This is a genomic window from Paenibacillus sp. J22P90 (genome assembly GCF_059692195.1).
Window position 1 is genome coordinate 712329 of record NZ_JCAUAY010000002.1, and the last position, 26341, is coordinate 738669.

General features: G+C 46.0%; 27 protein-coding genes. 6 read left to right on the plus strand and 21 right to left on the minus strand.

Annotated elements, in window-relative coordinates; all coding sequences use genetic code 11:
- Window positions 1-151: 151 nt before the first annotated feature.
- From AC58UX_RS07950 to AC58UX_RS07960, 3 genes are read right to left on the minus strand one after another with little or no spacing between them, the layout of a single operon-like run.
- Entirely contained in the window at window positions 152-283 is a 132-nt protein-coding gene (locus AC58UX_RS07950; RefSeq protein ID WP_497251201.1) for a hypothetical protein, read from the minus strand.
- Window positions 284-290: 7 nt separating this feature from the next.
- Window positions 291-647, minus strand: a complete 357-nt coding sequence (locus AC58UX_RS07955) for a Rieske (2Fe-2S) protein (RefSeq protein WP_497251203.1) — start codon at window positions 645-647, stop codon at window positions 291-293.
- 23 nt (window positions 648-670) lie between these two features.
- Complete coding sequence (locus AC58UX_RS07960) at window positions 671-1729, minus strand: amidohydrolase family protein (protein WP_497251205.1); 1059 nt, start codon at window positions 1727-1729, stop codon at window positions 671-673.
- Window positions 1730-1870: 141 nt separating this feature from the next.
- Here AC58UX_RS07960 and AC58UX_RS07965 point away from each other — a divergent pair, with 141 nt between their 5' ends.
- A complete protein-coding gene (locus tag AC58UX_RS07965; protein WP_497252115.1) occupies window positions 1871-2656 on the plus strand; it encodes a helix-turn-helix domain-containing protein in 786 nt (261 codons plus the stop codon).
- A gap of 56 nt (window positions 2657-2712) precedes the next feature.
- Here AC58UX_RS07965 and AC58UX_RS07970 read toward each other — a convergent pair whose 3' ends face one another.
- Entirely contained in the window at window positions 2713-3033 is a 321-nt protein-coding gene (locus AC58UX_RS07970; RefSeq protein ID WP_497251207.1) for a phytanoyl-CoA dioxygenase family protein, read from the minus strand.
- A gap of 27 nt (window positions 3034-3060) precedes the next feature.
- On the opposite strand from AC58UX_RS07970, the gene AC58UX_RS07975 reads away from it, so the two are divergent.
- Window positions 3061-3375 carry a helix-turn-helix domain-containing protein gene (locus AC58UX_RS07975; protein ID WP_497251209.1) on the plus strand — a complete coding sequence of 105 codons (315 nt, stop codon included), beginning with the start codon at window positions 3061-3063 and terminating at the stop codon, window positions 3373-3375.
- Between the two features lie 59 nt (window positions 3376-3434).
- Here AC58UX_RS07975 and AC58UX_RS07980 read toward each other — a convergent pair whose 3' ends face one another.
- A complete protein-coding gene (locus AC58UX_RS07980; RefSeq protein ID WP_497251211.1) occupies window positions 3435-4802 on the minus strand; it encodes a DUF455 family protein in 1368 nt (455 codons plus the stop codon).
- Window positions 4803-4915: 113 nt separating this feature from the next.
- Between AC58UX_RS07980 and AC58UX_RS07985 the strand changes: the two genes are divergently transcribed.
- Complete coding sequence (locus AC58UX_RS07985; RefSeq protein WP_497251213.1) at window positions 4916-5794, plus strand: helix-turn-helix transcriptional regulator; 879 nt, start codon at window positions 4916-4918, stop codon at window positions 5792-5794.
- Window positions 5795-5799: 5 nt separating this feature from the next.
- Here the strand turns inward: AC58UX_RS07985 and AC58UX_RS07990 are convergent, their stop codons facing one another.
- The 16 genes from AC58UX_RS07990 to AC58UX_RS08065 all read right to left on the minus strand — a co-directional run bounded on the left by AC58UX_RS07990 (window position 5800) and on the right by AC58UX_RS08065 (window position 23246).
- Complete coding sequence (locus AC58UX_RS07990; RefSeq protein WP_497251215.1) at window positions 5800-6258, minus strand: polysaccharide lyase beta-sandwich domain-containing protein; 459 nt, start codon at window positions 6256-6258, stop codon at window positions 5800-5802.
- The gene (locus AC58UX_RS07995; RefSeq protein ID WP_497251217.1) at window positions 6255-6524 is read right to left on the minus strand and encodes a hypothetical protein; all 270 of its coding nucleotides are present in this window, start codon (window positions 6522-6524) and stop codon (window positions 6255-6257) included. Before AC58UX_RS07995 ends, AC58UX_RS07990 begins: the two co-directional genes overlap by 4 nt.
- A gap of 36 nt (window positions 6525-6560) precedes the next feature.
- The gene (locus AC58UX_RS08000; protein WP_497251219.1) at window positions 6561-8336 is read right to left on the minus strand and encodes a Rieske (2Fe-2S) protein; all 1776 of its coding nucleotides are present in this window, start codon (window positions 8334-8336) and stop codon (window positions 6561-6563) included.
- Window positions 8337-8483: 147 nt separating this feature from the next.
- Window positions 8484-8975 carry a (2Fe-2S)-binding protein gene (locus AC58UX_RS08005; protein WP_497251221.1) on the minus strand — a complete coding sequence of 164 codons (492 nt, stop codon included), beginning with the start codon at window positions 8973-8975 and terminating at the stop codon, window positions 8484-8486.
- Window positions 8976-8977: 2 nt separating this feature from the next.
- On the minus strand, window positions 8978-9817 hold the full coding sequence (locus tag AC58UX_RS08010) for an FAD binding domain-containing protein (RefSeq protein ID WP_497251223.1): 840 nt from the start codon (window positions 9815-9817) through the stop codon (window positions 8978-8980).
- Window positions 9804-12173: a xanthine dehydrogenase family protein molybdopterin-binding subunit gene (locus AC58UX_RS08015; RefSeq protein ID WP_497251225.1), complete on the minus strand. Its 2370-nt coding sequence runs from the start codon at window positions 12171-12173 to the stop codon at window positions 9804-9806. The genes AC58UX_RS08010 and AC58UX_RS08015 overlap by 14 nt, the downstream gene beginning before the upstream one ends.
- Window positions 12174-12280: 107 nt before the next feature.
- On the minus strand, window positions 12281-13756 hold the full coding sequence (locus AC58UX_RS08020) for an arylsulfatase (protein ID WP_497251227.1): 1476 nt from the start codon (window positions 13754-13756) through the stop codon (window positions 12281-12283).
- A gap of 20 nt (window positions 13757-13776) precedes the next feature.
- On the minus strand, window positions 13777-14553 hold the full coding sequence (locus AC58UX_RS08025) for an HAD-IIA family hydrolase (protein ID WP_497252117.1): 777 nt from the start codon (window positions 14551-14553) through the stop codon (window positions 13777-13779).
- 43 nt (window positions 14554-14596) lie between these two features.
- Window positions 14597-15355: an MgtC/SapB family protein gene (locus AC58UX_RS08030; protein ID WP_497251229.1), complete on the minus strand. Its 759-nt coding sequence runs from the start codon at window positions 15353-15355 to the stop codon at window positions 14597-14599.
- Window positions 15356-15401: 46 nt separating this feature from the next.
- Window positions 15402-16106 (minus strand): histidine phosphatase family protein, encoded by a 705-nt coding sequence (locus AC58UX_RS08035; RefSeq protein ID WP_497251231.1) that lies wholly within the window; start codon window positions 16104-16106, stop codon window positions 15402-15404.
- A gap of 40 nt (window positions 16107-16146) precedes the next feature.
- Window positions 16147-17028 carry a sugar phosphate isomerase/epimerase family protein gene (locus AC58UX_RS08040; protein ID WP_497251233.1) on the minus strand — a complete coding sequence of 294 codons (882 nt, stop codon included), beginning with the start codon at window positions 17026-17028 and terminating at the stop codon, window positions 16147-16149.
- A 12-nt stretch (window positions 17029-17040) separates the two neighbouring features.
- Window positions 17041-17796, minus strand: a complete 756-nt coding sequence (locus tag AC58UX_RS08045) for a glycerophosphodiester phosphodiesterase (protein WP_497251235.1) — start codon at window positions 17794-17796, stop codon at window positions 17041-17043.
- Window positions 17797-17813: 17 nt separating this feature from the next.
- Entirely contained in the window at window positions 17814-18644 is an 831-nt protein-coding gene (locus tag AC58UX_RS08050) for a carbohydrate ABC transporter permease (RefSeq protein ID WP_497251237.1), read from the minus strand.
- The gene (locus tag AC58UX_RS08055) at window positions 18641-19582 is read right to left on the minus strand and encodes a carbohydrate ABC transporter permease (protein ID WP_497251239.1); all 942 of its coding nucleotides are present in this window, start codon (window positions 19580-19582) and stop codon (window positions 18641-18643) included. The genes AC58UX_RS08050 and AC58UX_RS08055 overlap by 4 nt, the downstream gene beginning before the upstream one ends.
- A gap of 137 nt (window positions 19583-19719) precedes the next feature.
- Window positions 19720-21228: an ABC transporter substrate-binding protein gene (locus tag AC58UX_RS08060; protein ID WP_497251241.1), complete on the minus strand. Its 1509-nt coding sequence runs from the start codon at window positions 21226-21228 to the stop codon at window positions 19720-19722.
- 101 nt (window positions 21229-21329) lie between these two features.
- Window positions 21330-23246, minus strand: coding sequence for a cache domain-containing sensor histidine kinase (locus AC58UX_RS08065; RefSeq protein ID WP_497251243.1), 1917 nt, complete (start codon window positions 23244-23246; stop codon window positions 21330-21332).
- A gap of 74 nt (window positions 23247-23320) precedes the next feature.
- Between AC58UX_RS08065 and AC58UX_RS08070 the strand changes: the two genes are divergently transcribed.
- The 3 genes from AC58UX_RS08070 to AC58UX_RS08080 all read left to right on the plus strand — a co-directional run bounded on the left by AC58UX_RS08070 (window position 23321) and on the right by AC58UX_RS08080 (window position 26332).
- The gene (locus tag AC58UX_RS08070; RefSeq protein ID WP_497251245.1) at window positions 23321-24061 is read left to right on the plus strand and encodes a response regulator transcription factor; all 741 of its coding nucleotides are present in this window, start codon (window positions 23321-23323) and stop codon (window positions 24059-24061) included.
- 160 nt (window positions 24062-24221) lie between these two features.
- Window positions 24222-24839, plus strand: coding sequence for a helix-turn-helix domain-containing protein (locus AC58UX_RS08075; RefSeq protein WP_497251247.1), 618 nt, complete (start codon window positions 24222-24224; stop codon window positions 24837-24839).
- Complete coding sequence (locus tag AC58UX_RS08080; protein WP_497251249.1) at window positions 24836-26332, plus strand: ABC transporter substrate-binding protein; 1497 nt, start codon at window positions 24836-24838, stop codon at window positions 26330-26332. The genes AC58UX_RS08075 and AC58UX_RS08080 overlap by 4 nt, the downstream gene beginning before the upstream one ends.
- Window positions 26333-26341 lie beyond the last annotated feature (9 nt).

The following is a 26341-nucleotide window of genomic DNA, read 5'->3' on the forward strand; positions in this document are numbered from 1 at the left end:
TACCGAACTAAAACGAGGATACCATCCTAAAAAAGTCAAATAGTCCGACTCTGCCGAACTATTCCCCCATTTTTCTAGCATACAGATTGTTTGGGGTGATTTAGTTTGGCTAATTCGGACTATTCGAGATTTCATAACGCGGAAATAGAAATTACACCTTGGCATAGGTCCCGTCATAGGTAAAAGCAAGCGCGTACCACTGATCTTTCACTAACGGTGTTGAACCAATTGCGATTGTCATACACCAAGGATGTCCTGGTATTGTTTCATTGTTTTTTGACATGGGCTGTTCAACCTCCTATTACGATATGAAGCTTTCCGTCGTTCTTCTCTATTTGATACTTACGTGTACGAACTTTATCGCTAAACAGCGACTTACCTGTTAATATATCGAATTCCCAACCATGCCAAGGACAACGAACGATCTCCTGATCGCGCCCATAAATGAATTCATTTACCTTGGAAGGCAGGGTTGTACCACATACTTGCCCTTTGCAGAGTTCTGCCCCTTCGTGAGGGCAATAGTTGGACAAAGCATGAAACTCACCTTTGATATTATAAATACCGATTGAGCGCCCTTCGACTTGCACAATTTTATGCGTACCTGCCTCAATGGAAGCTGCCTCTGCCACATAATAACTCGCCATGATGACCCAACCTTTCCCTATTCCTATAGCTGAAATAATGTCTTTGCATTTTGATAAAATATTTTCCGTTTAGCTTCCTGAGGTAATCTCTTCAGAATGGCAGTAGGATCATCAAAATCCCAATGCGGATAATCACTGGAGAATAGCAGTATATTCTCGGCGTCGATCATATCGAACATTTGCTGAAGATGCTTGAAATCCTCTGGCTCTTCAATTGGCTGCGTCGTCAGAAAGCAGTTCTCACGAATATACTGACTAGGCATTTTCTTAAGCCAAGGTGCCGTCCAGCGCAGTCCTTTAAAGTTTTTATCTAGACGCCACATGAGATGAGGCAACCACGTCACGCCACCTTCACAGAAAATAAACTTAAGGTTAGGATATTTTTCGAATACGCCTTCACACACGATACTTATCAATTGCGCCATATACACAGAAGATAACGAAGTGTGCCATTGCAGGTAGGAGCCCAGATACCCCGCACCAGTAGGAGGTCCCGATATCCCCGATCCTTCAGAGCCTGGGTGAATCATGATCGCTAACCCATTACGCTCAGCCGCTTCATAGATGGGATCATAGTACTGCTGACCATAGGGAATTCGCGATGCGCCGCAGATAACTACTGCTTTAATATCAGGATGTGGCCCAATACGATCAATTTCCCTCGCTGCTTGTGCCGGATCTTGCATAGCAATAACCATTGCGCCTTTGAAAACAGGGCTTTTACTTAACCACATCTCGATCAGATAATCATTATAGGCGGATGCAAGTGCAGACGCATAGTCCGCATCAGGTAGATTGGATAAATGAATGAACGTATCTCCAGTTAGCAGCACATGTTCCAAATGGAGCGGTTTTACTAAATGCTCCAGTATGTACGACGGATCGGATCCCGGGGGACCTCCTGTAGGAGGGGTTGCATCCTTGCGTAATACACCAATCGGTGAGCTATACATAAAGGGTAGACGAAACCCAAATTCAGACACGATTCGTTTCCAAGGTTCTTTTAAATAAGGCACAAGCTCCATATGACTCACAAAGCTATTATGAACGTCACAGTCAATTATTTTCAGATTATCATTCATCGTCGTTATCCCCTTTTCCTTGTAGTTGCTTCTTATCTAAAGAATAGCTTTTTCCAAGAATGAAAGCGATTAACGATTCTATATATTTTAGGATGATTCTACGATATAATATGTTATTAAATACGTGGAGGATCTGACTTGATGCTGACTTTGCAGTCGATTTATTATGATGATTTACCTGATCGTGATTGGACGAAACCACTCTCGCCGACTGAGTTTGATATTTTAATGTTAATCACGCAAGGTGAGGTTATATACGAGCTGGCTGGCCACAAGTTATCGTTAAAAAAAGGAGATATCGTCTATATTCCTGCAGGCACTATGCGATTCGCATATCCTGTTGCAGGTCATCCACACCAGAAGTATTCCGCACATTTCACACCGAACCCATTAGCCCCTGAACAATTTCCACTCCTAAGCCAATCTTTCGTCGCTCCAACACGGCAATTTGACTATTTGAAGCAGCGATTTCAATTACTTGCCCAGCAATGGATGGCTAAACTTCCATATTATTCACCGATTTGCTGCGCGATGTTACAAGAATTAATAGGTGCTGCTTGCAGAGAATATGAGGAACGTAAATTTCCTTATAAGAAGCTTGCGCTCGTCTCAGTCATTCGACAATACATCATGGATCATTACATGAAGCAGTTGCGAATAGAGGAGCTAGCCTCCTTGGTAGATCGAACGCCAAATTATGTAACCAGTACATTTCGAGAAATTATGGGTGTACCGCCAATCGAGTATCTGCACCAAGTTCGTATTTCTGCGGCTCGCGATATGCTACTGAATACGCATAAAAGTATTGGTCAAATTGCTGAAGAGCTTGGTTTTTGTGATCAGTCTTACTTCAACCGAGTGTATCGTCGAATCGTAGGCTCACCTCCCTCTGCCATCTTAAAGGAACGGAAAAATGGTCCACTATGACTATGATGCGGAAATGAAAGAGACCTACCACTTGAAGGCAGATCTCTTTAGATATTTTACAAGAAATGATAGCTGGATGTGTCTTTCCCTTTTAAATTGTAACGTTGGTAATGTTGATATTGGGCTTTGTATAAATCACCATTCTTACTTGGGGAGTACGTTAAATACAACTGCTTACGACTGACTTCGGATGTGTTAGCGCCGCTTTGATATGGTGTGAAAGAGTGGAAAATAATAACGTCACCCGGATTCGTTTCTACAATAACGCCTGTCTTCGGATCAATTTCAGCAATCTCATCCACATTCAAATTGCGAAGTTCTCCTGGCGTTGAACGCAAATGTCCATGGTATCCAGGGAACAATTCAAGGTACAGCATCCTCATGGAGGAACCGTCGACCCCTTAATGTTTGAAGCGGCGGCCTATATTGAATCACGGACATGCCAGCATGAGTTGTCCTTACAAGAGCTTGCCACATCACTCGGAATAAGTGCCTCCCAGCTCACACGGCGTTTCCAAGGTACCTATGGTTTATCGCCTGTGCGGTTTGCAACGAAGATACGACTAACTAGGACTCGCCTTCTACTCGTTGAAACCCAGGATTCATTGGAAAGCATTGCGGAGCAATGCGGTTTTCAGAATGCTTTTTATTTAAGCAGAGTTTTTTCACAGCATATGGGGATTAGTCCCTCTGGCTATCGTAAAAATTATCGGGTATAACATAGAAATTGCGGCAGTCTTGGACGATAAAATCAAATCCTAGACTACCGCTATTTTATTTAATAGTTCGCATATTTAAGTTCCACGGTTGACAGTCCGCAAAAGCCTGGGAAGTTCTTAATAATTTTCATGATTTCATCTTTGGTGAGCTCGGGATAACCATCCAAGCGCCGCACGCGCATTCTCTCCGACATTTCTTGCGCCGTAACCAGTTGATCGATTTGCTTGTAAAGCTCAGGTCCCCATGTTTTTCCAAAATCCACATGCATCCGCTCGTCCACCATATCGAACTCACATTGAATGGCCGACAAGTCGTCACCGAACTTCCAGAAGCTCTCGGCGCTTTTACGCTTTTTGATAAACGAGCACGGTTCCGCGATCATCGTAAGATAAGCGTACATTTCCGGAAAGAATTCAGCCTTCAACTCATCCATTCGTTTATCCGGACTGCCGTTAAAGAACTTAAATTGGGTTGTATAGTACCCCATTTGTTTAAGCCGGCGTACGCCCATCTCACTATGTCTCGCTTCATCCCACAAATGACGGGCAAGATCGAAGTAGAAGGTGAGCGGCATCTGCTGAACCCCGTAATACAAATAGCAAAGGCTCTGTGCAGCGCCAATTTCCGTTGCATTAATATAGTGCATCTGCTTCACGGAATCTCCAAGAGGTGACATCGCCGGATCGGAATACGCCAACTTATAGTCGGAATTGGCCGTATATGGAGGAAAAGCAGGATCTTCTGCAGCAACCGGCGGCACAGGTCCTGCTGGTTCAGCCAGCAGCGGTTTCGGGTACGTCACGTTGGACAACGGCAGATCGCCATCTATCGCTCCTTCAAAGAAGTGCCAGACTAAGGCAGCATACGTATGCCATTCCGCATGGATGTCAGATGCTGAATCATCTCCTAGGTGAGCGAACTGCTTCTGCTCTTTTAACCAAGAGGTATGTGCTGTACGATCTACAAAAATAAATCTCAATTGATCGACCGTCGGTGCATCCAGCAGCTCATCCATCAGCTCCATTAACTCGTCGTAGCGACGGTAAAGGCGCTGAACAATAAGGTAGTACACGGACCAGAAACCCTCAATACTTGGTGCACAGGATAATCGTTCAAACGCATCGCGGAACAACTCGGGAACCGCTGCTTTGTTGGACGGCGTTCCAGGCAGCTCCTGCAAGCGAGTATAGAGCAGCTTGGCATTCCGATTGTGGATATAACCGAATCGGCATAATTTCGTTTTCGTTTCAAAGGTTGGTGCAGCAGGTGCCCAGCCAAAAGCCAACCGCGAACATTCAAACTCCAACCAGAGCAAGTTAGTCAGATGCTTAGCCGTATCAATCGGCCGCAAATAACGACTTTGCTTTCCCTTTTTCCCCTCAACCTGCTCCCTGTCAACCACATTGCTTTCACGATGTTCGTTCATTTTCGTTATCCCCTTCATGAAAAGTTAACTTGTTATGCCTTAATTGTAATCGTTTCCGTTTGCCTTTCGTTGTGATAAACTTGCTCTATATTGCGGTATCTGAAGGTGAGAAAATGAAACGAATTGAAACATTGCAGCTCGGACAAGGAGCCATTTTATTTAATGCCCATACCCGGACGGAGTCCGTAGACTCCGATTATTTCCACGCGCATCAAGGCTTGGAATTTCTACTTGTTCATGAAGGTGAAGGATACCTCATTATCGAACAACAAGTCATTCCACTTCGGGCAGGCATGATAGCCGTTTTTCAGCCTTATCAGATGCATCGTGTACATATGCATTCCTCTTCCGTAGCTTACGAACGCAGTATGGTCGTTGTGGATCCCCATATTGTAGAGCGCTATCTGCAACCGTTTCCTCAGCTGCTGTCTTCATTTCATCGTTTATGGAAAGAGAAGCTTTCTGCCCAAGTCATTCAACTAGGTGAACACGCAGCAGAATTTGAGCAATTGTTCCTACGGACGCAAGCTAGCTTGGCACAGCGTCCAGCACTGCATAAACAAGAAATATTAATGTTATTTCTGCTTGCTTTCCTCCCTCTTTTTAATTCTTGCTTTACGGAAGGGAATGTAGCAAACGCCAGCCCCTCTGCCGCCCGAAAGCTAACACATGTTGAAGCCATAATGGCATGGATCGAAAAGCATTATCATAAACCTTTTCGTTTAGAAGCACTGGCGGAGGACCTTCATTTGACGTCCTATCATGTCTCGCATTTATTTAAAGACCACACCGGTTCGACCATCATGGACTACTTAACGGCTCGCAGACTAAGAGAAGCATGCTTGCTGCTAAGTTCAACTGACATGCCCATTCAATCGATTGCTGCTACTATTGGCGGCTTTACTTTACCTTACTTTTCTAATTTATTTAGAAAAAACATGGAAATGTCCCCACGCGAATATAGGCATGCCCTGCAGCAGGCTAGAGAATGACATTCTTAGCCATGATTCCACTGCACGACCCTTGTGGTCCCTGTCGCAGCACGAACGTTAACTGCAAATTGCACGCGATCCGGATATTGGGTAACCTGAACAAATTCATTGAATCGAACATTCGACGCAACTGTCCCCAGAAGCTCGATGACAACTTCCTCCTGCTCCTGTATTGGATCGCAAACTGCCAACCATGAGCTATCGGGTTGTACAAGAAGTTGGACACTAGCTTGCCCCGTACATCTGACAGAACCGACGGTGTGTATCCCCTTTTCCCAGAAGTGCACGCCCATCCACCCAGCTTCTCTATGCTGAACTGCGTGGACGGCAGCGGATAACTCTACAATTTGGATCGGATTGTTCTCTGCAAATTGTCGGGTCTCCTCCGCGTTTTTCCCAGGCAGCACCATATAACTATAGGTCTCGCTTTGAGGGGCAACGCCATGCGACTTGGTTATTGTCAAGTAATCTCGCTCCAGGATATCTGGCGAACAAGTACCAGCGCCATTTGGCCCAAACGCGTATACATGGTCGTCAAATCCGCTGAATCATCCTGTGTAGCAGCATCTTCCCACAAGTAGGCTCGATGACTGGAAGGATTCATCGTCCCCCACCATTTCTCCGTTTCAGCCGTTATAGCCTTGACGCGGCTGGTGACATACGGACCATTGGGCAAATCCAGTTGTCCGCCTGTTAATATTTGAAACCAACGGTCTCGCAAGGTTTTCATTGTAAGCCTCTTTTCTAATGGAGGTGTGCCAACCTGTCATTCCTCTTCAAACAACCGTTCACCCTTATGCAATCTCCAAGCAATTTTAGCTGTATGCGGGAGCTCCCGCGCGGTTGGCGCGTGTGCAGCTAAATAACGGGTGCAGGCGAGCAGCATCGTTTCTTTAGCTCTCTCCGCGAAAGATCCTGTCACCGCTTGCCAGCGGTCGTATTCGGCCACTGCAGCCTCATACATTTGGAAAGAATGGAATTCTGCATCCTCTCGCAGCAGCGCATGGCCAAGTGTGTTAAGCAGAGCTCCTGGCTCGCCACCGCCATATATATAGTTCACAACCCATTGCGCGGCTGGTCCGACTTGTTGGCGTAGATCGAGTAAATCTAGCAGCTCTTGAAGATCGGCTGGCGCCGAAGAGACCGATGACTTCGGCCGCGAGGCTGTCGGCACATTTAAAAAACGGTCCAGATAGACGCTGACGGCTCCGTGAAAAATCGCCCGCTGCAGCAGCGGCTCATCCGATTGCAGAAGCCTTTCATGTACGGCGTGCGCATAAGTGAACGTATGGAGTACTGCAATCCAATCGCCAAAATCGTTCTGCGTATGGAAACGAACGATTCGTTCCGCGGCGGCCAGTGCAACGATCTGCGCCAATTGTGCCGGAGCCGTTCCCGAGATGAGCAGGTCGCGTAGCTTAGCAATCGTCTGCTCCGGCGAATCGCTAAGCAGCAACTGCAGCAATTGCTCTTCCGTCTCTGAAGGCAGAGCTAACTTTTGCCGTGAATCCGTTGAATCATCAGCGTTTTTAGCCTTCGCTGCATGCCGTTCAATCTCGTTGACCGCTTGCTTGATTGGTTCTACAAGATTTAGAGGCGCTTGCCAGTGGTGCAGCTCCTCGCTCCTTGTCGGACGCGCCATCATCGGTACAAGCGAAGTTAAGATCCGCTCCTTTTGTGACACATCTGCCCATTCCAACGCTTCAAAAGCTTTGCTGTGGAAATCGAACACATGACCGCCGTCCAAGTAAAAGTGATCTGTTGCGGCGATAAGCATCATTTCCGACAAACGCTTCGTGTCAATGCCCTTCAAAATAGCAGTGATCAGCACTTTCTCAGCTCCCTGAGTATCCCTAACCTCTATACAATTGCGATACCACTCGGTCAACCGCTCAGACGGCACGTCCGTAGACGGCAGTGCTGATAGCAAGTGGCGGGTTCCTCTGCCCGAACTCCCACGAGCGACATGGACAAGGCCTTGGTACAAAGCGAGTATCTTGCCGTTCTTGTCTAGCTTGTCGACGCTTTGCGCCATCGCTGTAAGAATTGTAAGTCCAGCATTCCAGCCCGTTCCATAGGTGGTACCAAATTCGATGCCAACTCGGGCGATGTCCTGCTCCGATACTCCCGCTTCGATCAGTCCGACAACCGCTTTCGCAATGACAATGCCGATATTTTGCTCGAGCCCTTCTTTCAATCTATGTTTATATTTGTCCTCGCCTTCTACTCTTCTGGAAACTGGATTTACCCATACTTCGCCATCATCGATTCGTACTTCATATGAGGGAACATCATCCGCCCACGGATCAAGCGTACCACCGCTGCAGACATCAAACCGAGCATGATGCCAATGGCACGTTAAAATTCCGTCGCACAAGCTCCCCATTTGGAGTGGAAAGCCTAAATGCGGGCAGCGGTTGTCCACCGCGTATATTTGGTCTTCATGATAAAAAACAGCGATACCTCCTCGTATCACCTTTTTGCCCACTTGTTTAAGCGCTTCCAATTCACCTGCAGAAATCCAGTTTAAACTAACACTCATCGATACAGCCTCCTTTATTTTTCAGTAAAAGGATTCATAATTTTACCTGAATACCGAAGTGCATAGCTTTCTTGCTCATTAATTATATTACTTTACACATAAAAAAATAAACGCCTAGTTCTCAGGCGCTTTCTAAATAAAGTAGTTTCAGCTGTCACCCTTCATGCTGCTTCTCACCTTCGCAACTTGAACAGCTTCCCGAATCTCTTCGTAGCTGGTGCAGCGGCAAATATTCGACTGCAGCCATCCACGGATCTCATCGTCATCGGCATCAGGCTTCGATTGCAGAAGGCCATGGCAAACCATAATAAACCCCGGTGTACAAAAGCCGCATTGAAAAGCAAACGTCTCAATAAACGCTTGCTGCACAGCCGTGTCTCCTCCCAAGCCTTCAATCGTTGTCACCTTGCATCCCGGAGCTTCAACGGCAAGCATGAAGCAGGACTTGATCGGCACGCCATCCACCAGCACGGTGCATGCGCCGCAATCCCCATTCTCGCATCCGGCCTTAGCGCCGGTAAGCCCAAGATTCTCCCGCAGCACGCGCAATAGCGTATCCGCTGATCGAATGGTCACTTGGTGCCTTTTCCCATTGACCATGAGCTCGACTTCTCTTTTTCCGCTACCACGTCCTTGCATCGTCAACCTCCCCTCCGTTCCAGTGCGGCTAATGTATCCGATAAGGCATTGCGAAGTACGAATCTGCGATAGTCCGCGGAAGCGAGAATGTCGTTAAGCACCGGCAGCGGCCAATTTCGAATGACCTGATCGATCCGCACTTCAGGAGGTAGAGCCGGATTATTCAAAAGCTCTTCAATCTGCTGCGAGCGAAACGGCACCGCGCTTATACCACTGAAGGCAAACCGCATCCAACCAGCTGTTTTCATCGCACAAATGCGAACGATCGGGTAATCAATATACGCTATCTTAGTTCGCTTTATTGTGAACGTCGGCTGATCTAGATACCTTGAGTCGGTGATGATCTGGAGCAGCAGTTCCCCTCTCTCCAGACGCAGTCCCCCGTTGAAGATGGTATGAATCGATACTTGCCGCACACTTTTGGGACTCGCGAGAACAACTTGACTGTCCGTGAGCAAGAAAGGCAGCAGCGCCTCCCGATAAAACAGCTTCCCGCACAGATGGCCTCCAATCGTTATTTTATTGCGGTTCGTCTGATCGGCTAAATGCAGAGCCGTCTCTGTGAGCAGCGGGAAAGAATTGTCCTCGGTCAGCTCCGAAAGCGTTCGTGCTCCCCCGACGATCCACTGTCCATCTTTATGCAGCAGCACATTGGATTCTGGGATAGCTTTTACATCAATCATTGCCCCGGTTCGAAGCTGATATAGTCTCGCCAATGTAATAATCTCCGTGCCTCCGGAATAATAAATCGGCTCCAGTCCCAGTGAATCGGCGCGCTGAAAAGCTTGAGTCGCTTCTTCCACCGTAGCTGGCAACTCATATTCGAAATCAAATGAGATCATGTGCAGACCTCCTTGCTCGCCATATCAACTCGGGGGTAAGCGGCAGCTGGTTCAGCTCTACTCCAGCAGCGATAGAGAGTGCATTCGCCAGAGCGCCAGGCATGCCGATCGTTCCATTCTCCGCTACGCCTCGAGCACCATAAGGGCCATCGACAAACGGCGTCTCAACAAAATCAACCAAGTATTCGGGCTGGTCGCCGAACCGGTTTATTTTATAAGTGCGTAGCTGGGGATTCAATACGACGCCTGCTTGGCTGAACAGAAACGCTTCACGGGTCGCGAAGCTCAGCCCCATATTCATCCCGCCAACGACTTGCCCATGTGCCGTCCCAGCGTTGATCACTTTGCCGGCATCGATGACAGAAGCTGCCTTCAAGATCCGGTACGTGCACTCCCGCGTATCAAATTCGACGACAACCGCTTGTGCGCTTACCGTCCACTGTTGGCCGGGAATTCCCTTGCCCGTCTCCGGATCCAGCGCCTTCTGATGATGCACGCGGTATCTTCCGCGACCGATTACCAGATTGCCAGAAGCGCTGCCATCCGGGTACATATATCCGCTGACGAGAGTTCGTATCTCTAGATACATCCCCGGCTGATTTTTTACATAGACGTTTCCGCCGCCAACTGCAAGCTCCTCCGGGGGCATCTTCAGCACGACGGAAGCGTTATGCTTCAATTGTGCGATCGCATCATCCGCTGCATCGAGCACGGCCCGGCCGACCATCATCGTGCTGCTGCTTGCAACCGTCTTCCAATGCTCAGGCGTGATTTGGGTATCAACATCAATTTTGATATGAACCTGGTCAATGGGCATATTCATTCTCTCCGCTGCGAGCTGTGCCATGGCAGTTCGGTTCCCTTGACCGATCTCGATCGAGCCAACGCTCAGGTTCAGCGATCCGTCGTGATTGAACGTAATGGTAGCGCCTGATCCGGTATCGATCATGGTACCGGATACTTTCCAAATGCACGAGAACCCGATGGCTCTGAGCTTGAAGAGATCTTGCTGCCCTCGCTGCACTTGCTGCCCTGCATCCCACTGCATCAGTTCTCTCAACTTGCGAATGCATTGCCTTAGATCGCCAACGCTGCTGCGGTCCATTAGCGTTTGCGTCGGTGTGGTGTCCCCCGGCCCAATGGCATTGAGGTCCCTTAGTTCTAAGGGATCCATCTTCAGCTTCTTCGCCAGCATATCCATCGCTCGCTCTGTACAATAGAGCACTTCGGTGTGGCCGAACCCTCGAAATGCGGTTGCATAAGGATGGTTCGTATACACGCTGAGTGCGTCACAATGGACATGCTCGATTCGGTAAGGCCCTGTACAATCCACAGCCGCAGATTCCGTCACGATCGCTCCTTCATCGGTATATCCGCCATTGTCAAACAAAAGTGTGATCTCGGCCGCAGTTAGCAGCCCGTCTCGTGTGGCGCCAAGCTTCACTCGCGCCTCCAATCCGATGTGGCTTGGCGAACCGATCATATCGGTCTCGCGGGTATTGTTCACCTTGACCGGACGGCCGCCGCAGGCGAGCGATGCCAGATAACCGATGTATTCGAGTTGTACGGATCCTTTCCCCCCAAATGCACCCCCGACCAGCGGTACGCGAACAATGACTTTCGATTGGTCAATCCCGAAAAAGCGCTGAAAAAATCGTTTCATCGTGAAAGGGTCCTGCGTCGACGTCTCAATTTCTACCGTACCGTCTGGTTTCACTTCTACAATGGCGCAGCGCGGTTCCATCGCGCAATGGTCCGACGTATTGAAAGCGTAACTGCCTTCAACCGTCACTTCACTTGCCGCCCAACCTGCTTGCATGTCACCTTTTCGAATTTTCACGTGATTTCCGATATTGGTCCCCGGTACAGGATAAACCCCTGTATTCTTTTGGTAGCTCGCCAAGTTCTCATGAATTAATGGCGCTCCGGTTTGTAGCGCGCTGCTTGGCGAATTCACGACAGGGAGCGGCTCGAAGCCAGCTCGAATTAGCCTTGCTGCCTCCTTCGCAATGTGCTCGTTATCCGCCACAACGACTGCATAGGGCTCGCCATAGTATCGTACCTTATCTCTTGCTAGCGGTGGCCGATCGGCGAGCACACTGCCGACAAGCACCTCGTTATCTGCACCGGTAACAACTGCGTGAACACCGGTTACTTGGCGTGCTGCAGAGCAATCAATATATTGAATCCGGGCATGGGCATGGGGACTTGTCACCAACCAGCCATGCAAGTGACCAGGTGACTGGGTATCATTCGTATATCGAGCAACTCCTGTCACTTTATCCTTCGATTCAACTCGTGGAATGGCTTTGCCAATGACGGTCAAGCTTCGCTCCCCCCTTTTCCAATCGGTCATTGTACATCTTATATGGAAAGTGATTGTCCTATACGTCCTAGTTAATGGCCATATCACAAAAAAAGACACTAGCGCGGGGTTCGCGTAGAGTCTTTTTGGTTCGCACATCAATAAGTACTTGTTATAATATGATTTAAACTGGTTTTTGGCGTTCTTCCCACCAGCAGCTGATTCCCATCTGTATAGCCTTCTTCTCTTCCAGATAGTTCTTTGATTAGCCTATTTCTCCATTGCTTGATCTCGACCGCATAGTCTTCCATCTTCATTAAATTAATTATTTCATTCGGGTCACGCTCAAGATCGAAATATTGTTCCTCACCCGTTTGAGAGTACCAAATATATTTCCGCTTCCCATCCGTGACAAAATGATAGGATAAATTGCCATATTCATGTTCACCGTGAATGTAAGATCTCCAACTTACCTGGTCACCTTTCCTTCCTAAAGGAAGAACACTGGAGCCATCGACAGAAGTAGGAATGGCCACATTTGCTGCATCTAATAAGGTTGGCATGATATCGCGAAGTTCAACCACACTCTCTACCAACTTCCCTTTGTTGACCTGCAGCATGCCAGTAGGGTCGTTTAAAATAAAGGGAATCTTGGCACTGCCTTCGTAGGCAAGCCGCTTCTGATACAGCCTGTGATCGCCCATTAAATCGCCATGATCCGAAACAAAGAGAATCATCGTATTCTGACTGACACCAAACTCGAACAGAGCATTACGCAGCCTTCCAATCTGATTGTCAATATGTGTGATCAGAGCATAGTACGCTGCAAGAGACTTTTGCCGCATTCGTTCTTGGACAATCCCCCGTTTGGTCGTAGGGTTCATTCCTTCTTTATCTGGATCTTCCTGCATCGCCCAATCACCGATAGGCGGCTCTGGAAGTTCAAGGCCGTCATAGATATCGAGAAATGCCTGCGGAGGATCCAGAGGTGAATGCGGACGTACAAAAGAAGTCCATAGAAAGAATGGTTTACTTGGATCTCGTCTTCGTAAGAAATCAATGGATTGCGTAACTGCCCAATTCGTAGGATGAAGTGACTCATCCAGATGCCAAGGTCTAGCCACCGTCGATGAGTTGCAATCTAAACCATGATCCATAATATCCTGCCCATAGCCTGCTCGCTCTTTCAACCAAGGCAAGTAATCATCCGTTTGATCCCACCACTGTAAGGCAGTCGCTTGTGAGCGGTCTCGGTTATAATGCATGTACCCATCATGCAGTACAATGTTATGAAAACCGCATAAATTGCGTGTTGGATAGACATGCATTTTACCAACACACTGCGTGTGGTAGCCCGCTTTGGCAAGCTCGCCTGGCAATGTATGTTTATAATTCCATGGAACTTTGTCCGAATAGCCTACTCGGCCATGATGTTTAGGCTCCATACCTGTTATGATTGAAGCTCTAGCAGGTACGCAGGACGGCGTTGCTGTATACGCATTGGTAAACGTTACACCTGTGCGTGCCAATTCATCTAAATTTGGCGTCTGTATAACTGGATGGCCAAGGTAATGTAGACAATCCCCCCGCATCTGGTCGACAGAAATAAGCAAAATATTAGGTCTAGTGGTCACAATGCGCCTCCAAAAAAGGATTAGATAAGATCACAAACAGAATTCACTATATAAGTAGGTGGATCAATTGAACCCTCCAAATCCTTTCTTTTTGTAATTCCAGATAATACCAATGCCGTATCCATGCCAACCAATTTCCCCATGGATACATCGGTTTCGATACGGTCACCAACCATCAAGACTTGGTCCGTCGATAACTGTAAAATGTCTAAAGCAGTTGTTGCCATATAAATGGAGGGTTTACCTGTAATAAATTCGATCTTCCTACCTGTAGCTCCTTCAATGGCTCCAATCATTCCCCCATTATCTGGCACGTCTCCCCCTTCAATCGGACAAGTTCGATCTGGGTTCGTGGCAATTACGTTGGCGCCCTTTTTAATGGCTTGATAGGCGAAATTAAGATGAGAATAGTGGAAGTCTCGATCCCATGAGGTGACAACGACATCCGTTTCTTCTGGTGACTCGGCAAATGTAAATCCAGCCTGCCTTAATTCCTCTTTAATCACATTCTCGCCAATCACATATAGGCAACAATTACCGAATTTCTCTTGTAAAACCCGTATGGTAACTAGTGCTGGACTTAATATGTGTTCAATGCCTATTCGGATTCCGAGATTATTTAATTTTGTTACATACTTAACTCTCGACTCAATTGTTTTATTCGTTACGAATAACACTTTCTTGGCCCTTTCTTGCAGTAAGGCAATGACCTCTGCAGCGCCATCTATTAATTTGTCCCCGAGGTAAATCGTTCCATCCAAATCAAATATATAACCCGCATAGTTCTTTATGCTAATTCCCCCTTGTAAAACCTTTTAGCAAATTACTAAGTTGATAGACTTACATCGTGTGTGATTTGAGTCTGTTATCCATCTTTATATGTAAATTATAATGGCGTGATTCTAGCGAAATGACATCGCTTGTTTTTGAAATATTATCAATAGCTCGATTCAGCTTTTCTGTATTACTCATGATTACATCGTATTTTAATTCCAGAGCCGATACCCCGCCATCACTTTCATGCTGCGTATTTATATGTTTATATTTCAAGTTTTTTATTTGAACTTCTTGCTCTGCAAAGAGATTAGCAATTTTGCTTAATATACCTGCTCTTTCATAAATTTGAATTGTCACTACCTGTGTTCTTCGGTTCCGCATCATGCGTTTCTCCAGCTTATTCAACAGAAACAGACTAACCAATACAATGAACGTTGACAAACCCGCTAAGTAGAAAGAACCTGCTCCTATACAAAGACCAATTGCTGCTACAACCCAAATGGAGGCAGCTGTCGTTAACCCCGAGACAGTCGAGCCATTGCGCATAATTGCTCCTGCGCCTAAGAATCCAATGCCCGTAATTACCTGGGCAGCCAAACGTGCTGGATCCATCCTCACATTGAACTCATCTGCAAATTCACTGAAGCCATAAATGGAAAGAAGCATAATCGCAGCTGATCCCGTACAAACAAGCATATGCGTACGAAGGCCTGCTGCATGGTTGTTCCACTCTCTCTCAAAACCAATGAGTCCTCCCATGGCAGTTGCAGCAATCATTCGAATGGTTAGATCCAACTCACTGATATACCAGACAGTGCTCATCAATGATCTCCCTCTGCAATTCGAACTAGTACTCTCTGAACAATAATTAGTCGAAATTTGCTTGAATGCCCATGCTACTTACTGGAAGTCCTGCCTCATAAAGATGAGAAGTATCCCCTAGACCAATACAGCGGGGAACCGCCCATTGGGCAGATCTTTCGTCCCATAAAATCGTTGTAACCGAACTTGGCGCCAGCCAATATCCGCTCCAAACCAATGGTAATGGCAGCTCTAATAGATGCGCAATCCAAGCAAGTCCGAACCCCATATGACAGAACACAGCGATTCTCTCCGTATTACTACGAATGATTTCGTATCTGCCGTCTTCTCGCCTGTATCCATGTCTTTTGAATAAGTCATCTGAATGCTTCTTGACTGCATCGAATTCGGAGATGAAATCGCAGCCTTCAGAAGACTGCTGTTGATACCATCCCTCATTCGTTGGGAGTGGTACTGTTCCACGAACTGATTCGCCATCTACATTCCAAGCCTCTGTCTTGCCACCGGAAGATTTCGTCACTTTCCATTTTGTCCACTCCGTTAACCAAGGCTCCACAACAGGTTCAATTCCAGTCAGTTCCGCCGTATACTGCATGGTGTGGAGTGCCCGCTCCAGCGGTGAACAATATATTCGGTCTATCCCTTCCTTGGATAACCGATGAGCCAATGCCTTCGCTTCCAGATGTCCAGGCTGGGTGATCGTGTGATTGACATAATCCGGTTCTGCATGACGAATGATGTATAAACGCATTTTTAGCACTCCTAGCTCCGTAGCTTTTAATTTTATACAATTAATTTTGATTCTGAATAATAAAACGACCTAACTTAGCCGCATATACAAGTGCCGCATCGCGCAGTTCATCAGGTAAATGTCGAATGGAACGATGAGCTTCATAAGTGAAATCGCCTTGGTAACTGATTTCGTTCAGTGTTTCAACAACTTCCTTCCAATCAACTGTTCCTTGATAGGGTAAAAGATGTTGATCAAGCACGCCGTCATTGTCCTGAATATGTAAGGTTTTCAATGACTTTCCTAACGTACGGATCGCGGTCACTTGACGGATACCTTGCCTATGTCCGTGTCCTGTATCCCAACAGGTACCAACTAAGGGGTGATTCAACCTCTCTACGAGCTCGATCAGTTCTTCAGGCAATGAGCAGTAATTACGACGAGAATGGTCCAACCCCGCGCTTGTGCGATCACATAAATTCTCCAATGCAATTCCCACTCCGGTCGATTCCATGACTGGAATTAACCTAGAGAAGAATTTGCAATTAAAGTCTACAACTTCCTTATAGGGCTCTTCTCCACCTTGTGAGAGAAGACTAGGATGAAAGACGACCCAAGGAACCCCCAGAATAGCTGCCGTATGCAATGCTTTTTCAGCAAGTATAAGGAAGGATTCCACATTCAAGCCCATCACCATATCATCAAATGATCTTCCATGAACGGGACCATGCATCTGAGTAAAGTGAACGCCAATCGCTTCTGCAGATGCCCTGATTTTCCACGCCCAGGCTTGCTCCTCTTCCCACGTCATTTGTAGTACATGTTCCTGATAGTCCCAATAATTGAAGTCTAATGAATGAAAGCCGGCATCTTTACATCTCTGTATAGCCCGTTCGATGGGGTACCCAACTTCAAACACGTTAAGCGATGTGGAAATGTCCAAGGCCTTTTCCCCCTATTGTTCAATGATGGAACTCGTATCGCTTTCGAGCAGACTCCTTAATCGAGCCGGAAAATCAGTAATGATACCAGATACGCCAAGGTCAATCGCCTTTTTCATTTCCTTTTCCTTATTAATTGTGTACGGATACACTTGAAGCCCGCTCCGTCTCGCCTCCCGAACGTCAGCCGCATCCATATGTCTGTAGTATGGATGCAACGAATAGACAGGGACATCGGTAATATTCGCAAGCTTTGCATGGGACAAGAAGTTTCCGGTATACAACAGTCCAATGCGAATGGACGGTTCCAACTGCTTTAATACAACCAAGCCTTTATGATCAAAAGATGAAACAATCACATTGTCTAATCGCTCTCTTCTCCTTAAGAATTCGACCAGCTTAGCTTCCGTCTGACGCCCATAAGAGCCTTTAATTTCCACATTAATCATAATTTCAGGCGGCATTAGATCAAAAACCTCATCCAGCAAGGGAACTCGCTCCCCCTCGTACTTCTTATGGAACTTCTTGCCGGCATCTGCTCGTTTAATTTCGTCAGTTGTCAATTCATGGATCACACCGCTTCGGTCGGTTGTCCTCTGAAGTGTATCATCATGGCAAACGACAAGGTCTCCATTAGCAGATAAGTGAATATCCAATTCAACAGCATCGCATCCCTGCTCAAGAGCTAAGCTGAAGGCCGCCATCGTATTCTCCGGTGCTTCTCCGGAGGCTCCACGATGAGCGATAACCAAAGGTCTGTCTTTTGACATAGCCATCTTTCCCTTCATTATGATTTGACCGCCCCTGATATTCCCTCGTAAAAGTAACGCTGCATCACAATAAAAATAACCATAACAGGAATCAGAGAAATCGTTGCTCCTGCGGCCATCCCTGTCCAATCTGTTCTGTATAATTCGGTAAAAGAAAGCATACCAACAGATAAGGTTTTTAGTGCAGGTTTATTAATGGTCAACACAAGAGGGATGAGGAATGAGCTCCATGTCCATATGAATTGCATAATACAAGCCGTTGCGATAACAGGCTTTGATGTAGGTAAGATGACTTTGGCAAATGTGCCCACAAATCCACAGCCGTCCATTTCCGCTGACTCCTCAATTTCTTTGGGAACCTTCGAGAAAAATGCCGCGAATAGAAGAATGAACAATACATGAGCACCTGAGGATTCAGCAAAGATGACTCCCACGTACGAGTTCTTTAATCCCAAAAAGTCGATGAGTTGATACAAGGGAATAATCGTATACCCCTTAGGAATGAACTGTAGCGCTACAATTCCCGCTATCATAACCTTACGTCCTGGAAACGCTACTGTTCCAAGGGCATACCCTGTCATGCAGCTTAGTACAACAACGATAATAACTGTAGAAACTGTAATAATCACTGAATTTCCAAAATACTGCGAAATTTTTGCCACTTCCCACGCACGACTATAATTCTCCCAGTTGAAATGCGCCGGAATTGGATTGGCTCCTGAGGCATAAAAGGAATGATTGTCCTTAAGTGAGGAGGATACCATCCAGACGAATGGGTACATCCAGACTATGCCGATTAGACTCAAGACGATCGTAATAACCGTTCGAGAAAACTTGGATGTCGTCATGCTTCTTCCCCCTTAAGTGCAGATTTGCTTTTACTGTTGCCATTTGCCTTTACGACCAACCAACCGAATATCAAGCTGAGGAATAATACGAACACGCCTAGAAATACACCTGCAGCTGATGCATAGCCGACACGCGCGCCGCCAAGATCTGATGCGAAGGCATATTGATAAATAAACAATTCAATCGTTTCCGTTTTGTGGAAAGGTCCACCATTGGTCAAGGTTTTTACGAGGTCAAACACATGCAAGCTGCTTCCAACAGTGAGCAGTAGAATCGTTGCGGCTACAGGCTTGAGCAGTGGTAACGTAATGTGCCACAACGCCCTCCAATAGTTGGCTCCATCTATTCGCGCAGCCTCGTATAAGTCATTCGAAATCATCTGCAGCCCTGCCAACCAATAGACCATGACCACACCGACATGCTTCCATGATCCAATGATAATCAACATGAGCATGGCAAGCACAGGATCCAGCCAGAAACGAATGGGTTCGTCGATAATGCCAACACTTTGCAGAAATTGATTCGCGAAGCCCTGGACGCCGAAAATATTATTCATAATGATCCCGATAATCGCAGAGGTCGTTACGACCGGCAGGAAATAAAGCGCCCGAAAAAAAGATTTTCCCTTCATTGCCGAATCATTCAGAACCAGCGCTAGCATTAATGAGAAAACGACCGTAAGAACGGTGGTGCCGAATGCATATTGGATCGCTTTCACAAAGCTGTTCCAAAACTTCTCATCAGAGAGCAGTTCAATATAATTGGCAAAGCCGACAAACTTGGTAAGTGGACCAAGTCCGTCCCATTCAAAGAACGAATATACATAGCTCATGATGATCGGATACAAGGATGCCACTAAAAAGTAAAGCAATTGCGGCAAAATAAACAGATAAGCCCACATATATTTGCGACGCAAGTTAACATTGACTTTCTTCATTGATTTTATGTTCTCCATGTCACAGCCCCCGGAACTCGATGTATGAAAACTGAAAAAGGAGACACGGCGTGCCTCCGATACATATAATTACTTTCAAATGTCATTATTCGCCGTGTCTCGCTGATGACCTACGAACTCTACTTTTTATACGCTTTTCCCGGCACCCAATCTGGGAAAATAAAGTCCGATTTCTTCACCTTTCCATTCGTTTCACCGATTGCCTTATCAAGTGCCCCGTTAAACCCAACTGTTAACTTATTCAGTTCAGCTGATACATCCTTGAATTGACCTGACATGTAGCCGAGCAATATCGTTCCGACATTCTCACGCGGCTTGTAGCTTTCAAACTTCGTCATAACATCGACGATGCCAGGATTACGATCGTAAACGCTTGGCGTAAGTACCTTGGTTTTCACCATCAAATCAGCAATAGTCTTATATTGCTCGAAAGGCGGCTCTACACCCTTAATATCCTCCATAAGTCTTGATGGCAATGTTCCACCCTGCTTAACGATGTCCGCATAAACAAATTCCCTCGCAAATTCCAGGAACAACTTTACTTCAGGCCAATGCTTTGTAGTCTTCGCAACAGATAGGGATTCACCGGATCCACCTTCAAAGTAGGTAAGTGAATTTTTTCCATCTTTCGTAGGTATTGGAGCTACTCCCCAATCATTATTCGTGAATTGGGCTGAGCTTCCGGTCGGATCGGCAAGAGCGCCTCCACTCCAGTTACCACCGAACACAAAGGCTGTTTCTCCGGTTTTCATCAATGTATAAGACTTACCTGTATCCGCATCGATCGTCGAAGGATGAAGAACCTTCGAATCGTAGGCGTCCTTGAGATATTTCATCGTTTCGTTCATGCCCGAAGTATTCCAATTGTATTGTCCAGTTAGGTAATTCATGGAATTCCAGCCCATTTCAGGAGACAACGGCGGCGATAATTGATTCACCAGGAAGGTAGACATGTAGTTCGTTTTCGCCCCGAAAACCAACGCATACTTCTTACCGCCCGATTTTTGCTGAATATTTTTCCCGAATGCATTAAGCTCATCCCACGTTTTCGGGATATCACTTTCCTTATATCCTAATTCATTAAATAACTTTTTGTTGTAATACATCACGAGCGTGCCGTGCAGGGAGGAATACAACGGAAATTGGAACACCTTTCCTCCAACCTTACTAATCCCTTCTGCGAATGTCCCATCCGTGAATCGGTTCTGTATATTAGCGGGAAATACTTCATCCAGATCATGAAGCTTATCTAGTGCTACGAGTTGGGTAAGGCTATAACCCGTAGGCCTGACGAACATATCCGGCAATTCATTACTGGTAATTGCCGCTTGATACTGCGGAACATCTGCCCCGGCCGAAGGTAAATTCTCCACCTTGATGGTGATATTCGGATATTTCTTTTGAAACTCAACAACTGTTCTGTCAAATAGATCCGTCTGAATGCGGTTCCACAAAACAAGTGTCACTTTTTCTTTCGTTGCTTCCTTCGTTGCTTCCCCACCTTTGTTCGCGCTGCTGTTCGTTGCTTCTGGTGTTTTCTGATTCGAATCGGTTGCGCTGGTACATCCCGTCAGAAGAGCGCTTGCCGCTAGAAATGTAGCCATGATGCTAATTAACGTTTTTTTCATTCCATGTCCCCCATATCATGATTTGAAATTCCAACAAGCATGCCTGGTAATCTTGGAATTTGAAATTATTATATCAACGGGGTTTATTGCAAAAATAGCGCTTATTCTGCTAGTAAACCTTTACTATTCTGCTGTTTTTCTTTTTCTCTATCGTCCATTTTTTTGTAGGGGATGCTCCATGTAATGGATGTTCCTGCCATTTCATCACTGCAAATTTGGATACTACATTGCTCTTCGTAGGCCAGATTCAGCCGCCTGATCACATTATATAAGCCGGAATATCGGATGCTGCCAGCAGCATTTTGCACTAAGATGCCCTTATTCATAATAAATTGTTGCAGCTCCTGCAAACGGAACTCCGTCATACCCAGACCATCATCTTCGATTCGGATCATAAGTCTTTCTTCACGAACAGCCGCACGGATCCGAATGTTCCCTTCTCCCATTTTCTGCTCAACTCCATGAAAGTAAGCGTTCTCAACGATCGGTTGAATAGTGAGACAGAGTACGGCTGCATTCATCGTCTCGCTATCGATATCAACATCTACCCGAATCCTTTCCGCATGACGGAATGTTTGGATGGCGATAAATGCCTCTACATATTTCCACTCTTCGTAAAAAGGAATTTCTGAGGGTCCTTCTCTTACCAAGTAGCGCAGAATGCGGGACAAGTGTCCGACAGCTTCTTGAATTCGGGGAGATTGATCGGCCTCGGCCATGCTGTCTATACAGGATAGCGTATTGTACAAGAAATGCGGATTGATCTGCGCTTGAAGATGGGTAAGCTCGGCATCTCGCTCTCTTAATTGGGATTCCTGATGCTTCAGACGAATTCCCTGCTCGGCCAACTCGGCATCCAACTGCTTTAACTTTGAAATATAGAGTTCATCCGTCAGCTGCTGAAGCTTTTCTACAGAGTTATTGTATTTGTTTACTACCATGTGTAAATCCCTCAATCGAGGAATGCGAATCTTCTCGGAGAAATCACCTCTTGCAAGCTTGCCAATCGCGCGATTCAGTTGGTGCAACGGCTTTAAGATGATACGGCTTAGCTGAAATGTAACCACAAACCCTATGAGAATGCTCAAAATGGCAATCTTAATAATCGCATTCTTTACATGGATCGCTCCCTTGTTCATTTCATGAACGGGTACAATGCCGATAAACTTCCAACCGCTTTGAAGGGAGGTTTCATACGCAATCAAATTCGGGACCCCATCAATATCCGCCACCAAGCTGCCTTGCTCGGTGGAACGAATCATCTCCCAATTCGGAAGCTGCAATAAATCACCAATCGCAATCCCCTCAGGCTGATACACCATTTGTCCTTCCGGATTTATCGCAAGCACACTCCCACTTAGTCCTAACTCGATAGAGTCGAACAACCGATACACTTGTTGAACATCCAAATCGTAGTGAATGACTCCCCGCCATTCGAAATTCGGCAACTCAAGCAGTGGTCGAGTCACTGAAAAGACAGGAGAATTATCTGTGTAATTTTGGGGATGTGGACCTGATATAAAAAATGGGCGTGTTGTTTTAGATGCTTCAAAGAAAGGCTCCTTGGTGAAGTCATAACCAAATTTCAATGCAGTTTGCGTCAACTCGTGGAGCAATCCGCCCTCAGACGTGGCAATAAACAGACCCCTATTTCCTTTTTTCCAGCCAAAAAGATTATTGATAAGTTTAGATACATTGAAGTATTCCGCTGGATGATTCCGCCATTCTTGCGGGGGCTCCTTGATCAAGTTCTGCAAATCAGGTTGAATCCAAAGTACTACCAGCGTGTCATCGATTTGTTGGAACATATCATCGACTTGCTGACGCAACTTTTCAAGAATTTGCTGGGAATATTGATGTGTGGCTACTTCCATATTTTTTGAATACGTGATATAACCATAAACACCAGTGATTGTTAGGGGAAATAAGATTAGCAATAAACTCATTAGGAACATCCGTCCTGATAATGAGCTAAAGAGCAACGAAGCTAATTGCTTGAATCGCACGGGCAAATGCATATCTATTCTCCTCTATTTTAAAATGTGCCCCCATTATACATAGAAACATCACCAGTTGGAAAGGTGGATCCAGGATGATTCGAGTTGTTGTCGTGGAAGACGAGAGATTATTTCGGGAAAGCTTAATCAGGCGGATAGAAGCATTCGGTGATCTTCAAGTTGTCGGAACTGCGTCAAATGGGATCGAGGGCTTGTTTGAGATCGAAAGGCTGGAACCGGATGTTGTATTTAGTGATATACGAATGCCGGGGATGGACGGTCTTCTATTTCTGGAACAGATTCGGAAGGATCACGGGCATATCCAGGTTGTTCTGATCACAGGATACACAGAGTTCGAATATGTACGCAAAGCGCTTCAACTGGGAGCGTTCGATTATCTCCTCAAGCCACTGGAAGACACGGAAATTCTCCGCGTAATCAACCGACTTCGGCAACAACTGGACGAGAAGTCCGAGGAACAAACTGTCTCGAAAGAAAAAGAACCGCAAAGCTTGATCTCGTTAGCAAAAGAGTGGGTTTCAGCACACATAGATGTGGCCACCTTGGATGCAGTAGCCGAGCAAGTTCAGATGAACACAGCAGCGTTCAGCAGGAAGTTTCACTCCGAAGAAGGCCTCACCTTCATCAAATATCTGACAGGACTGCGAATGAACAAAGCCAGAGAGCTTCTAGGCGAACCTGTGTTAAAAATATCTCATATTTCGGAATCAGTCGGCTACCTCGATCATCGTTATTTTACTGAAGTGTTCAAAAAGCACTGTGGAATTTCCCCACAGGAATATCGAAAAACCCTCTTTACGGATAAGTTAGATTAGAATTCATCCGACATGCAAAAAAAATCCCCTTCTTTGCAAAGCATTCCACGGTTTCAAATGCAGCTCTTAAAATTTACAATAAAGAAGAAAGTAAATTGTAAGGGGTTACATTTGATCATGAGCAACAAGTCTCTATTAGAAAGGCAAAGGTGACACTCTCATGAGTTTGAACTTGGAACGACTGGATGCTGTAAAGTCCTCGGATCGCAATTTTTGGTTGATCGATACTTCGACATCCAAAAGTCATAGCAAGGATACGTGGATGGATATGTTGGAGGAAGCCAAACAGGCTGGGTTTAGTTATATCGCACTTGCTTTTCGCAATGATAAATTAGAAAAATTTGATCCGAATCATGGAAGTTCTCTTTCCAACTGGATTCAATCGCCACAAGCATTAAAAGTACCGTTAGATATGCGGGTACAAGTCGTTCTAAATTATCTTTCTCAAAACTTGACCGAGGATCATACCGTTACAGATCTCTCCAAGAAAGTACACTTGTCCCCTTCTCGTCTTGCCCATTTATTCAAGCAACAAGTAGGAGACTCCATCATCGGAACATTAATGAGGATGCGGCTGCACCATGCGACCGAATTGCTGCAATTTACGCCGTTACGGATTAATGAAATCGCCGAGAGTGTCGGATTCAGTTCACCTGACTATTTCACGAAGACGTTTAAAGCTTTTTTCGGAGTAAGCCCTGGGAAATTTCGAAAAAAACATCACTCGAATCCCAATCTAATGAGTGAACAGAGATTTATAAAGGAGCTAACTGTATGAGACTGCATAAGTCGAAATGCTCTTCCCTATTTGGTGTCATTGCAGCGCTCGTCTTGAGCATTGTGATTACAAGTTGCAGCGGTCTGGGCATTCATATGGGAGACTCGGCGGACAAATCGATAACAGAAACAAAGAAAGTACCTGGTAAATTAACCATGTGGGTACGGACCCCTGAAACATTAGAAATTCTCAATGATGCGGCAAATGGCTTCCAAGCAGAAACCGGCAATCGCATAGAAATAGTGTCGATTGCAGACGGTCAATATCAAGCGTCACTTCAAGCAGCCATATCCGGCAACCAATTACCGGATATTTTTCAAACACATTACGCCATATCGCTCGCTCAGTTGAATAAACTCGGGCTGATCCAGCCTCTTCCATTCAAAGATGAGTTCCTCAAACAGTTCGATCCTTCTGCTTGGTGGGAGGGCAGTACGACCCTTGGAGGTCAGGTGTATGGCTGGCCAGACCGCTCGTTCATACGTGGACCACTCATCATGTTCTATAACAAAAAAGTCATGAAGGATGCAGGGCTCAATCCAGATAGCCCCCCTGTTACTTGGGAGCAATTCTTTGAACAGTCCAAACAAGTTACGCAACAGAGCGGGGGAAAAGTGTATGGAGCCACAACCACTTTGAAATCGGGCTGGTTCGCAGAACGTCTCGTTGCCCAGCTCGCCACAACAGTGGATGGTGGCGGCATTTACATGGAGTCACTCCCGGGCAAGCTGTTTAATTGGAAAACCGGGAATGCCTTTACGGCGGCACCAGCTTTGGAAGCGCTTAAATTTTTGGAAAAATTGAAAAATGAAAAAGTCATCAACCCTGACTTCGTTATCATGGAACGTCCGAATGCTGCTGCGCAATTTGGAAAAAATGAAGCGGCTTTCTTATTTGACGGGCACTGGCGGCTCATGTGGATGAAAGAAAGTTATTCGGAACTAGAGTTTGGCTTGGCACCACTACCTTCGAAAACAGGCACACCTGCCTACTGGGGAGTAGAAGGCGGTTCTAGCAATGCGTTTGTCGTCTCTAAAAAATCGAAAAGTGCCGATGTAGCGATCAAGTGGTTTGAATATCTCAGCAAACATTATTATCCGAAGTTGTTGGAGAAATCGATCGATTTAACCCCCATACCTTCCATTAACAAATTAACTAATATTGAGATGAAGCCAGAGTTTAAGCAGTTGATCCAGTTGTACGACAATATTGTGAAGATGCAGCCATCTCCCTCACTTAAAAATCCAGTCGATACCGAAGTGAAAATCAAGCTGCTGACCAAAACGTCAACGGAACCGTTGGGACAAACCGTGCAAGAGTATTTAAGTGGAAAAAAGATGGATATCGACAAATATATGAATACTTATGCAACCGAGCAGCAGCAGTTTTTGGAAGATGCTTTAAAATCGGTAGCCGGTGCGAAAAAAGAGGATTGGATCTTTACAAATTGGAGCCCGTCCCAAAATTACACGCTGGACAAATACAAAAATTAAGTTTAATCT